This is a genomic window from Flavobacterium xanthum, assembly GCF_900142695.1.
GTDB classification, from domain to species: Bacteria; Bacteroidota; Bacteroidia; order Flavobacteriales; family Flavobacteriaceae; genus Flavobacterium; species Flavobacterium xanthum.
In genome coordinates, this window is sequence record NZ_FRBU01000060.1 from 1 (window position 1) to 13,092 (window position 13,092).

General features: G+C 32.8%; 6 protein-coding genes. All 6 read right to left on the bottom strand.

Annotation, left to right across the window (positions count from 1 at the left end):
• Positions 1-431: 431 nt before the first annotated feature.
• Positions 432-626: a hypothetical protein gene (locus BUC11_RS15660; RefSeq protein WP_073355583.1), complete on the bottom strand. Its 195-nt coding sequence runs from the start codon at positions 624-626 to the stop codon at positions 432-434.
• A gap of 275 nt (positions 627-901) precedes the next feature.
• Positions 902-5,080: a chemotaxis protein CheB gene (locus tag BUC11_RS15665; RefSeq protein WP_073355585.1), complete on the bottom strand. Its 4,179-nt coding sequence runs from the start codon at positions 5,078-5,080 to the stop codon at positions 902-904.
• 205 nt (positions 5,081-5,285) lie between these two features.
• Positions 5,286-7,733, bottom strand: a complete 2,448-nt coding sequence (locus BUC11_RS15670) for a response regulator (protein ID WP_073355586.1) — start codon at positions 7,731-7,733, stop codon at positions 5,286-5,288.
• Positions 7,734-7,846: 113 nt separating this feature from the next.
• On the bottom strand, positions 7,847-11,371 hold the full coding sequence (locus BUC11_RS15675) for a response regulator (protein ID WP_139259534.1): 3,525 nt from the start codon (positions 11,369-11,371) through the stop codon (positions 7,847-7,849).
• 26 nt (positions 11,372-11,397) lie between these two features.
• Positions 11,398-11,970 (bottom strand): chemotaxis protein CheB, encoded by a 573-nt coding sequence (locus tag BUC11_RS15680; protein WP_073355589.1) that lies wholly within the window; start codon positions 11,968-11,970, stop codon positions 11,398-11,400.
• Between the two features lie 2 nt (positions 11,971-11,972).
• Positions 11,973-12,797 carry a CheR family methyltransferase gene (locus BUC11_RS15685; protein WP_073355590.1) on the bottom strand — a complete coding sequence of 275 codons (825 nt, stop codon included), beginning with the start codon at positions 12,795-12,797 and terminating at the stop codon, positions 11,973-11,975.
• Positions 12,798-13,092: the final 295 nt, after the last annotated feature.

The window sequence follows — 13,092 nt, forward strand, 5'->3', positions numbered from 1 at the left end:
ACCTCGGAAAAGGCATCAATTTGATTCTCCAAATGAAGTATATTTACAATTATTAAACAATAATCAGGAATTCGCATTAATTAATTGAATCCACCGATAATAAAAGAATGTACTGAAATAATAAATAAAATAGGATTGATATGAAAATAAAATCCTCTCTGATTATAAACCAGAGAGGATGTGCTTATTGTCTTGAAATTAGTTTTGAATGCAAATTACACCCATTCTTTAACCCTTTTTCCAACGAAAAAGATTCTATTTCATTCTGTCTTTAATCCTGTTTCTTACAATGAAATATTTTACTGGGTATAACTTGAAAAATACTAATCTAAAAGATTCATTTTATGAGTTTCACTCAAAATATAGTACAATTTAATTGCAGTCCGACACTAGATTTTACTATAAATCCTATATTTTGTAAAAGAATACAATTATGATTCGTCTTTTGTTGTACGAACTAAGCTAATTCCAGATACAAAGAAAATAATTCCTAATATTCCATATATGATTAACGATTTAACATCTCTCGTTTCGCCTGAAGTTCCAGCAAAGATAACTGCTGTGTAGATAAGACCACCTATTCCAAGAGCTGTTAATAACGCTCCAAAGATTCTTTTAAGATTCATGATTTTCAATTTTTATGATTAATACTTTTTTTAAATGTTTGCTTAAAAACCGATTGGTTTACAAACAAACATTTAAATTAATTAGTACCGCTTTTCACAGCATACTAATTACATTACAAATGTATTTTGATTGGCTCCTGCAAGTGTTATACAATTGTTAATAAAAGTTATATCTTTCACACTTGACTATAAAAATAATTATGTAGGAAGGTAAGTATCAATTTTTGAAACTTTTATAGTATTATTCTAAAGTTACTGAATAAAGCACATAGAATTTATTGTATCAGTTCGACAATTTTAGAATACAATAATTTTTCATCAATGGGCTTGGCGATATAATCATTCATTCCCGCACCTTTGCATTTTTCCAAATCTACTGTCGTAACATCAGCCGTAAGCGCAATAATTGGGGTGTCTAATTTCATGATTTCCCGAATGTGTTTTGTAGCTTCAAAACCGTTCATTACTGGCATTTGAAGATCCATTAAAATAATATCGTATGATTTTTTTTCCAGTTTTTCGATAGCAATTTTTCCATTGTCAGCAATTTCACGATCACAACCAAAATCATCCAAAATTGTTTTCATCAATAATTGATTGAGTGGCATATCTTCAACCACCAAAACTTTTACGTTTTTTAATAAAGTATTGGATTCAATTAAATTAGTTTGTTTCTCGGTATTGCCTTTTGTCTTTTGAAAAGATAGCGTAAAACTAAATGTGGAGCCTTCATTTATTTTACTTTTGACACGAATGCTGCCTCCTTGTGATGTTACTAATTGTTTCGCAATGGCTAATCCTAAACCCGTACCTCCATAATTGCTGGAAGATCCATTACTAACTTGTTGAAAATTTTCAAATATTAAATCTATATTATCCTCAGGAATACCGATGCCACTATCAGCAATTACAAATTCAACTATTACTTTATCAGCATCTTCAAACAATAAGTTAGTGCTGACTTTAATAGTGCCTTTAGAAGTAAATTTAACAGCGTTGCTAACGAGATTTAAAATAATCTGGTGCAATCGGATGGAGTCTCCCAAAACGAGTTTGGGTATTTTTTTGTCATAGTGAGTGACCAGTTTTAAATTTTTTTCTTGAATTTTTGTTTCAAATAATTGGAGCATTGAGGCTATTGAAACGTCCATTTCGAATGATTTTTTTGCGAAAACCATTTTTCCAGCATCTACTTTTGCTAAATCAAGAATATCGTTTATTAATGCGATCAAAGTATCACCACTTAATTGTATGGCGTTTAAGTATTCTATTTGCTTAGTGGTTAATTCAGTTTTTAAAAGCACGCTGGTAAATCCTATAATTGCATTCATCGGAGTCCGAATTTCATGGCTCATATTGGATAAGAATTGTTGCTTCGCTTTTACAGCGTCCTCTGCAGCTCTTGTCGCTTCTTCGGCTTTAATTTTTGCTTCTTCTGCGGTTAAAGTTGCCAACTCTGCAAATACTTTTGATTCTATTAATTCAGCTTCAATTCTTTTTTGATCCGTTACATCTCTTGCCACAATAACCACTCCTAATACAGTACCTTGGTCATCTTTATAAACGGAGCCGTTTAATAACACATCAGTAAGTTTTCCGCTCTTGTGACGAAGTTTAATTGGAGAATTAGTGATAAAACCTTTAGCGAAGACTTCTTTATAAATAGCTTGAGCTTTTTCAGGCTCTGTAAAATAGCCAAAGAAATCAGTTCCTTTTAATTTCTCTCGTGACAATCCCGTTATATTTACAGTTGCCCTGTTCATATCAGTAATCTTTCCTTCATTGTTTATTGTTGTCAGAGGATCAAGACTTGCTTCTATAAGACTAAGTGAATATTTTTCTTTGAGATAATATCGAGACCGATCCGTTATGTCTTCAATAGCCAAAAGAATGAGTGGTTTGCTGTTTGTTTTTTGAACAATCAAATGCGCATTAAGTAACATTATTCGTTCTCCAATGCTAGAAAAGGTGTGGGTTACTTCAAAATTTTCGAAACTATTATTTTTAGAAAGGATATCATTTAGTACTTCACGAAGTTTTGCAATGTTCCATTGTTTATCACCTAAATCAAATAATAGTTTTCCTTCGGTTTCCTTTTTATCTGCTAGAAATTTTTTGTAAAAAGATTTATTAGCGGATATTACATGAAAATCCTTATTTAAAACAAGCATAGGTTCATGTATGGTGGCAATAATAGCCTCAGAATAGGCATGTGATTCTATTAATAAATCATGGCGCATTTGTAATTCCTGATTGGTAAAAATGAGTTCTTCGTTAGTGGCTTCAATTTCTTCCTTTGAGGTTTCCAATTCTTCATTTAAAGTCTGGAATTCTTCATTTGACGAAACGATTTCCTCGTTTGCAGCTTGTAATTCCTCATAAATATTTTCTTGGGCTTTAACAATAGTAATCATTTCAGCGCGAGTAGCAATGAGTTCCTCCGTCAGTTTTTTTATTTTTAAATCTTTGAGTTTGGCATTGCTTGTTCCATCAACGTCAGATTCATTAATTTTTTCTACTAGTTCCTGCGGTTTAAAAACAATCAGAAGTAAGGGTTCGTCCCACTCAATTTTAAGTGGGCGCACCTCAAAAGACATCAACCTTAAAACGGATTCAATTTTGATTTCTATGCCTGATTTAGATACTGTTTTTTTTGTTTCTATAACTCTATTAATCGCGTTCCGGAGTTCAAAAGCAAATTCTGGCTTGGCCATTTTAAAAATATTTAGACTGGCTTTACCGGATGAATGCTCTAAGTAGGAGGAGACCGGTCCTCTAAACTGGAGTATTTCCATGTCTTTGTTCACCACAGCGCAGGCTGGCATGTAATTAGAAAGAAGTTCAGCGTCAATAGCATTTTCTATACTTTCTTGATTGACACTTATGTTTTTAGAGGTAGTGTTTACTTTTTTATTAGACATAGTAGTGCGTGTAAAACGTGGTGTTAATTCAAGTATCTTTCGAACTCCCAAATTATTTTTTCGAGAATAGATTTTAAATTTATTGTTAACTAATGTGAAAAGTTGTGATGTTGTCCCAATGCTTTCGGCTTTGCCAAGTATCAAATATCCAATATCATTCAAAGCAAAATGTAAGGATGCAAAAACTTTCTTTTGCGCGGCAGAATCAAAATAAATTAGAAGATTACAACAACTTACTAGATCCATTCGCGAAAAAGGAGGATCGCGTAGAATATTGTGTGGCGCAAATATGCACATTTCCCTTAGCTCTTTAACAATGCGGTAATTTTCACCTGTTTTTGTGAAAAATCGATTTAAATATTTTTTAGGTATGGATTCGACATCACTTTGAGAATAGTCACCAATACGGGCTTTTCTTATAGCCTCTTCGCTTAAATCAGTGGCAAAAATTTGAACAGCAATTGTATTTGTTTTTTCTTCCTGCAAATCGGCTATAATCATGGCAAAAGAATAGGCTTCCTGACCTGTAGAACATGCTGGAACCCATATTCGTAGTGTATCATCAGCAGTTTTATTCTTTAAAAGTTTTGTTAATAAATTAGTTTTTAAAAATTGGAAAGTTCCTTTTTCCCTGAAAAAACTAGTTACATTTATTAATAAATCCGTGTAGAGAATTTCAATTTCATTATTTTTTTGAAGTAAAAGTTTTACATATTCTTCTATCGACTTTATTCCATATTGAGTCATTTTATAGTTTATTCTTCTCTTAATGGTGGGCATTTTATAATGACTAAAATCCACTCCCGTTTCTTTGAGTAAAAGTTCAAAAATTGAATTTATATCGTAATTGTTATTATTAAGAGACCCTTCTTCTGCGTTGCTTTCTTTGTCCTGACTCTCTGTTGTAGGTATTCCTTTTTTGCTAAGTTGAATTATTTTACGGGCAATTTCTAGAGGTGGTAAAATATAGTCTACCACTCCCGTAGAAATTGCTGCGTTTGGCATACTATTAGCTTGAGCCGTTTCATCTTGCGCAAAAGTGATGCCTCCAGCATCTTTAATGGCTTTGAGGCCCATCATACCATCACTGGCATAACCTGAAAGTATGATTCCAATGACATTTGCTTTATGGGTTTCAGCAAGTGAGGAAAAAAGAAAGTCTATTGAGAGCGTAGGGCTGCTTTTTTTTATGCGTGGGTGCAACTGAATATGCCCATTAACTACTTCGATTACTTTATTGGGTGGAATTACATATACATTGTTTGGTTCCATCTTTTCCATGTTATCAATTTCCTGGACTTTCATTTTAGTAATCTTAGAAAGAATTACAGTCAGTAAACTTTTATGGTCAGGACTTAGGTGTTGAACATAGATATAGGCCATGCCAGTATTTACCGATAGATTTTTAAGTAAAATACTAAACGCTTCCAGTCCTCCAGCTGATGCACCGATGGCTACCACGGGAAAAGAATTTTTTTTTACTTCTTTTTCCGGGCTTAATTTATTTGAAGTGACTTTCTGAGCTAATTTCATAATATTAAATATGTATTGTTATTTTATAGTTATGAGATTGGCTATAAATTTTTTTTATCCAGTAATTCAGGATACCTCACACATTAAAAAGCTTAAAAAATATTCATTAAATATAAGGAAATATGTTTTGTAAAAGGATAAAATAATTATGATTTATAAACCTGTAGACCAATAAATATTGAATTTGGATAAGAATAAATAGATTTTAGATGTTATTTTTGAGTAGCAGAAGTTCTTCCTCTAACTCAGCACATGCCTGTAAACAAACGGTTTCCAGTTGCAGTACCAAACTTTGTATTTCCTCATTTTTTTCTTGGTCTTTTGCAAAGTCCTGAATTTTTTTTGCTACCGTTTCAAAATCTGGACTGATTCCCATTATTGAAAAAGAGGGTAGCATTTTGTGGGCGGCAGCATCTAATAAAGTCCAATTTTCCTGCTCTAAACTTTGTACCATTGTATGCAGTAACGGTGGGGTTTGAGCTAAATATAATGAAATCATTTCCATCATTAGTTTTGGATTTGATTTGGTCCGCTGTTTTAAATAGTTCAGGTCAGTGTATTTTCTTTTTACCTCAAAATTCTTATTTTCCTTGCATTTTTTTATAAATTTATCAGGTTGGGCTGTTGTTACAATAGTTACTATTTTACTATATAAAAGTTTTTCATCGACAGGCTTAGCTAGGTAATCATTCATTCCCGACGCTGCGCATTTTTCTACATCAACAGTAGTAACATCAGCGGTTAATGCAATTATGGGTACAGTAGAATTTAGCGTATTTCTAATGTATTGCGTAGCTTCAAAACCATTCATTTCTGGCATCTGCAGATCCATAAGTACAACATCATACTCTTGTTTTTGTAGCTTTTCAATAGCTACTTTACCATTTTCAGCAATGTCGCTGATAAATCCAAAATCATCTAAAAGTGTTTTCATTAGCAATTGATTCAGTGCAATATCTTCGACCACTAATACTCTTATATTTTTCATCTCTGAATGGATTTCATTTAGTTCGTTTTCAAGTTCTGCATCGGCATTTGTCTTTTGGAAAGGTAATGTGAAACTAAATATTGAACCCTCATTTAACGTACTTGTTACACGAATGCTACCGCCTTGTGGCTCTATTAATTGCTTCACAATTGCTAGACCAAGTCCAGTGCCACCATATAATCTTGAAGTTCCGCTGGTTGCCTGCTGAAAATTTTCAAATATAGATCCTATTTTTTCTTCGGAAATTCCAATTCCTGTATCTGCTATCGCAAATTTTAGAATTATTTTAGCTTCATCTTCATATAATAAATCTATACTTACCGTAATTTTTCCTTTTTTAGTAAATTTAACAGCATTACTAACAAGATTTAAAATAATTTGGTGCAAACGAACAGGGTCTCCTATTAAAACAGCGGGAATTTTATTGTCATATTCCTTAACTAATTTTATGTTTTTTTCCACAATTTTAGTCTCAAATAAATGAAGAATGGCTGAAATAGAAGATTTCATTTTGAAAGGTGTTTTTTCGAACGTCATCTTACCTGCATCTACTTTTGCTAAATCCAGAATATCGTTGATAAGTACAATTAATGTATCTCCACTTATTTTAATTGCGTCTAAATATTCTTTTTGTTTACCATTTAAATCTGTTTTTAAGACCACTTTTGTAAATCCTATAATTGCGTTCATAGGAGTCCGAATTTCGTGGCTCATATTAGACAAGAATTGCTGTTTTGCTTTCACTGCATTTTCAGCAATAAGAGTAGCACTTTCTGCTTTTATTTTTGCTTCTTCTGCAATTTCTGTAGCTAATTCGGCAAAAACTCTGGCTTCAACTAGCTCCGTTGCGATTCTTTTTTGATCCGTAACATCACGGCCTACAACTACTACTCCTAGTACTTCCCCTTTGTCATCCTGATACACTGATCCATTGAATAGCGCGTCAATCATCGTTCCTTTCTTATGGCGGAGGATCAACGGATAATCTGTTATGAGTCCTTTTTCAAACACTTTTTGATACACTTCTCGCGCTTTTTGCGGTTCTGTGAAATAATCAAAAAAATCAGTGCCTATTAATTTTTTGCGAGATACACCCGTTGCTTTTACGGAGGCATTGTTCATATCCGTTATTTTTCCTTCTGGACTAATAGCAAATAGAGGATCATGACTTGCCTCTATTAAACTAAGGGAATATTCTGACAGTAGTTTTTCAGCAGTAAGGTCGGTATTTAGTTTTTTCAGTTGTTCTGCCTGAACTAATAATTCCTGATTCTTTTCATGTAAATCCACAAAAATAGCCACTTTTGCTTTTAATATTTCTGGCGAAAGTGGTTTAATCATATAATCTACGGCACCTGCTTGATAACCCTTAAAGATTTGTGAAGAATTATCGATACTGGCTGTTAAAAAAATAATGGGAACATGTTTTAGCTTTTCGATTTGGCGAATTAAATCTACTGTTTCAAACCCGTCCATCATTGGCATTTGAACATCTATTAAAATGATGGCAAAATCTTGCTGGTGCAGCAGAATTTTTAAGGCTTCATTCCCTGAATTTGCTTTGACACATAAATAATTTTCATTAGAAAGAATTACTTCTAAGGCAAATAAATTTTCTGGTAAATCATCTACCAGTAAAATTTTGACTGGGCTGTTTATTTTCATTTTTATTGTAAAATAAATGTTTGAATGTTAAATACTCTAAAACGAATTTTGAAGTTCTAACAAAAAAATAAGCTTATTATCTTTCGATGCAGATCCTGCTCTATAGCATTATATTATTTACTTAACCATACGCGCATCAAAGATAAGAGGCGTTCTATATCAATTGGCTTTGTAATATAATCGTTGGCTCCAGCATCAATGCATTTTTGTTTATCATCTTTCATGGCTTTTGCGGTAAGTGCAATTATAGGCAATTTTTTGAACTTCATTTGAGATCGTATTCGTTTCATTGCTTCATAACCATCCATTTCTGGCATCATAATATCCATCAAAACTAAATCAATGTTAGGATGTGTAGCTAGCATCTCTAGAGCGTTTTTGCCGTTTTCTGACTTGATGACTTCGATTCCTCGTTCTTGTAATATTTTAGATAATGCAAAAACATTTCTCATATCATCATCTACTAAAAGTATTTTCTTTGATTGAAATATGGTGTCTTTATCATGCAAACTATTAATCATTATTTGCTTTGATTTGGGCAAATTACTAATAGTACGGTGCAGAAAAAGAGCCGTTTCGTCCAGTAATCGTTCTTCGGATTTTATTCCTTTTATAATAATGCTCTCTGCATATTTATGAAGTAGATTATTTTCTTCTTTGGTAAGTTCTTTTCCTGTATAGACAATAATAGGAGGCATGCTGTGCCCTTTAATAACCTCCAGTTTTTGAATAAGATCAAATCCGCTCATGTCTGGCAAACCAATGTCCAGTATTACACAATCGATTTGATTTTCCTGATAAATTTCCAAGGCTTCTTTACCTGTTTCTGCTTCAAAACATTTTACATCACCATTTCCAATGAGTATTTTCATTGCTTTTCTAGAATTCTCGCTGTCTTCTATAATCAAAAGGTTCTTTATTTTTCTATTGACAAAATTTTCAATTCGGTTGAAAGCTTCTTCTAAACCTTCTTTAGAGATGGGCTTCATTAAATATTCTACGGCACCTTCTCTTATTGGTTCAAGGGAACGATCGTTTGCCGAAATAATATGAACTGGAATATGCCGTACCATAGGATTTGCTTTTAATTCCTGCAAAACTTGTTTCCCATTGATTCCTGGTAAGCCCATATCAAGGATGATAGCTTGTGGTAAGTATTTTGAAGCAAGTATCAAACCATCTTCACCGCTGGCTGCGGATAAGCATTTGAATCCTTTTTTGTTGGCCTGTTTTAAAAGGATTCCTGCAAAATTTCGATCGTCTTCAATAATGAGTACAATTTTATCAGTAGCGTTTATGGTGTCTCTATCATCGTCAATTGTTTTATAATTGAGAAAGTTTACGTTATTTTCAGTACGTGGAATATAGCGTAAAGATTGTGTTGCTGTTGAAGAAGTAGGCTCTTGTTCAGGATGAATTTCTAGCGGGATGTGGAGTGAGAATGTAGATCCTTCTTCCGGTTTGCTTGTTACTCTAATCTCGCCTTCTAATAGTTTTGCAAGTTCGCGTGAAATTGAAAGGCCTAATCCTGTACCTCCATATTTTCTTGAAGTACCACCTTCGGCTTGTTGAAAAGCTTCAAATATTGCAGCTTGTTTGTCTTCTGATATTCCAATACCTGTATCAGAAACCGATAGGACTAATGTAGTCTCAGTGCCCGGATTAATATGTATAGTTACACTTCCTTTTTCTGTGAATTTAATGGCGTTGGATAGCAAGTTTTTCAATATTTGATTCAAACGCTGTAAATCGGTGTGAATAAATTCAGGTAAATTAGTAGCCAATTGGCAGGTGAGTAGCAATCCTTTTTGTTCTGCTTGATGTTTAAAATTAAGCAGTAGTTCGTCTGTGAAATTTTTCAAGAATACTTTTTCAACATTAATAGACATTTTTCCTGCTTCAATTTTAGAGAGGTCCAGTACTTCATTTATTAATACAAGAAGATCATGACCACTTTTATAAATAATTTCAGCACTTTCAACTTGCACATCATCTAAGTTTTTCTTTCTGTTTTCTGATAAATCTTTGGACAAAATGAGTAAACTATTAAGTGGTGTTCTTAGTTCATGCGACATGTTAGCCAGGAATTCCGACTTATACTTGCTGCTAATTTCAAGTTGTTTTGTTTTTTTCTCAATATTATCTTTAGAAGCCTCTACTTCCTTGTTTCGCTCTTCTAATGATTGCGTTTGCTCTTCCAATTCCTCATTGGTCATTCGCAATTCCTCTTGTTGTTGCTTAAGATTTTGTGCTTGCTGCTCTAATTCCTCATTTAATTGTCTAAGTTCTTCTTGTTGTATTTGAAGTTCTTCAGCTTGATTAGAAAGTTCTTTATTAGCAAAATACAACTCGACTGCTCGTTTTTCTTTTTCTTCATTTTGGTATGCTAATTCTTTATTAGCAATTCCCAGCTCTGCGGCTCGTTTTTCTTTTTCTTGATTTTGATAAGCAAGTTCTGTATTGGCTACAGCCAACTCCGCAGCTCTTTTTTCCTTTTCTTCTGCTTGTTGAATCGTGTTCACACTTATTGCTATACTACTCATAGAAACAGCAATAAATTCCTTTTCAGTTTCGGTAAAATCAGTAAGCTTTCCAATCTCTATCACTCCTTTTGTTTTTCCATCTAATAAAAAAGGAGTAATCAGAACATTTGTTGGTTTGGCATTTAGCACGGTAGAAGTAATGCGAATTTGATCATCAGTAATGGCTGTAAACAAAAGTTGTTTTTGTTCCCAAGCAGCTTGTCCAATCAATCCTTCGTTCAACTTAAAGTTTTCTTTAGCTTCATTTGCAGGTGTAAAAGCAAATTTTCCACTCAGTAAAAGAGTATTTTCTTTTTCATCTAATAAATAAACGGCGCCTATGTTGGCTTGGAGATAGGAACATAAAAAGCTAATAGTATTGTTTGCCAATTCGATCATACTTTGGTCACCTATTAATTTTTCATTAAGCATCGCGTTTCCTGTAAGCAACCAGTTTTTGCTAGCCGTTTCTAATTCGGATTTTTTTAGTGCTTTTAAATTGGTAGTCACTATATTATAAACTACTAGAAGAATTAAAGTAATGATTAACAATAAAATAGCAAATACAATGTTAAATCTACTAGCATCTTGTTCACTGGCTTGAATCCTTTCTGTAAGTAAGAGATTTTCAGTTTCCTGAGCCTGATCAACTAAATTTCTGATTTCATCTTGGATCTGTTTTCCTTCCCCAGAAGCAACAAATTCTTGGGCTAGTGTATAATCTTTTTTACGAAGAGCGATGCATTTCCTAAAATTATCAAAACGCATTTTAGTTTGCTTCTTTAGCTCTTCAATATTCTTTTGCTGGTTTGGATTGTCTTTTGTTAGTTCTTTAACTTTATTGAGTTGTGGAATTATATTGACATTGGCAGAGGTAAAAGGAATTAAAAAATCATCATTTCCAGTAATTACATAGCCTCGAATTCCTGTTTCTGCATCAACAGTTAACATCAAAATTTGCTCGAATTCATACAAAACAGAATTAGAATGATTGACTAAGGTATTAGAGGCGATGAATTTTTCGCTGTTTTTATAGGAGAAAATTGCCACTCCTAAAAGTACTATTGCACAAGCAATAAATCCTGTCGCTATTTTTTTACCAAGGGTCATTTTCATTTTGTTAGTTGTAAAATTGATTTTGATTATCTTTTTTGTTGTTCTATTTTTAATAAAAACGTAACTATATCGTCTAATGAACCAATAAAATTGGGTTCAATAGCTGCAATAGCCGCCTTTGGCATATAGGCTGATTCTGCTGTTTTTGGATCCTGAATTATAGTTAGACCACCACATTCTTGTATTCGTGTAATGCCTTTTGCACCGTCATTATTAGCGCCAGTTAGTACGATTCCAATTAATTTGTTTTTGTAGGCTTCAGCAGCTGATTCAAATAACACATCAATGGATGGTCTTGCATAATTTACACGTTCATCTATAGTGAGGGAAAAGGTTTTGTCTTTTTCAATCAACAAATGATAATTAGGAGGAGCAATAAAAATGGTGCCTTTTTTAATTTTTTCTTTTTCATCTGCTTCCTTGATTTCAAGCTGACTTTTATCATTAAAAAGAGTAATCCATTGACCGTCAGATTGAGCACCTACATGTTGCACAATAATCATGGGTATACTAAAATGTGCCGGCATAGCTGCGAATATAATTTTCAAAGCATTCATACCACCAGAAGAAACTCCTATAACAATTGCTTCGTACTGCATTTTTAGTATTTCTTTTTAAATATTCGTTGTTTAAGGTCTAATTCACTATAATGTTCAAAATAATCGGTAAACCGAATACTTTCTTTAGATCCCAGCGATAAAATACCTCCATTTATCAGGCTATTGTAAAAAAGAGTTTGAACTTTATTTTGTAAATTTTGATCAAAATAAATTAAGACATTCCGACATAATATTAAATGTACTTCGGCAAAAATACTATCAGTTACTAAATTATGATTGGCCCAAACAATGTTTTTTTTTAAAGATTGATTCATAATAACATTATCGTAATGTGAAGTATAATAACTTGAAAAAGATTCTTTTCCTCCTGATAATTGATAATTAGAAGTGTATTCTTTAATTAATTTATTCGAAAAAATACCTTCTTTAGCACGATTCAACGCCAGCTGATTAAAATCAGTAGCATATATTGTCGTTCTATCATACAAACCTTCTTCTTGCAATAGAATTGCCATCGAATACGCTTCCTCTCCTGTAGCACATCCAGCATGCCATATTTTTATAAAAGGATAGGTTTTTAAAATAGGAATCACTTTTTCTCGTAATGATCTATAAAATGCAGGATCGCGAAACATTTCGGTTACCGTTATTGATAAATCTTGTAAGAGTTCTGAAGCGAATGGTACATTATTTAAAACCATAGATTGCATTTGAGCTATATCTTCAAAGCCAGAAAGTGCCATTCTATTCAGTATTCGACGCCTAATATGCGCTTGCGAATACTCTCTGAAATCGTACCCATATTTCCGATAGATTGCTTCTAATAGCAATGAAATCTCCAGATCTGATGTGTCTTTATACTGCATTTTTCTTAAATAATATTGGTTTTAATAGAACCAAATTTAAGTGTGATTAATCTAATTAGAAATGAGTTGGGAAGTAGTACTTGTGTAATTACTTTACATTCGATCCATATACCAATTTAATTCTTTTTCCATTTTTTGGTATTTAAAAATAGCAGTGATTATTTTTTGCAAGCGAACAAAAGCAGTTTCACTTTTCACTAGGTGGATTCAATTAATTAATGCGAATTCCTGATTATTGTTTAATAATTGTAAATATACTTCATTTGGAGAATCAAATTGATGCCTTTTCCGAGGT

Bases quoted from the DNA above. Each gene is read 5' to 3' on its own strand.
- BUC11_RS15670 (WP_073355586.1), bottom strand. From the start codon at position 7,733: ATGAAAATAAACAGCCCAGTCAAAATTTTACTGGTAGATGATTTACCA.
- BUC11_RS15660 (WP_073355583.1), bottom strand. From the start codon at position 626: ATGAATCTTAAAAGAATCTTTGGAGCGTTATTAACAGCTCTTGGAATA.
- BUC11_RS15680 (WP_073355589.1), bottom strand. From the start codon at position 11,970: ATGCAGTACGAAGCAATTGTTATAGGAGTTTCTTCTGGTGGTATGAAT.
- BUC11_RS15685 (WP_073355590.1), bottom strand. From the start codon at position 12,797: ATGCAGTATAAAGACACATCAGATCTGGAGATTTCATTGCTATTAGAA.
- BUC11_RS15665 (WP_073355585.1), bottom strand. From the start codon at position 5,080: ATGAAATTAGCTCAGAAAGTCACTTCAAATAAATTAAGCCCGGAAAAA.
- BUC11_RS15675 (WP_139259534.1), bottom strand. From the start codon at position 11,371: ATGAAAATGACCCTTGGTAAAAAAATAGCGACAGGATTTATTGCTTGT.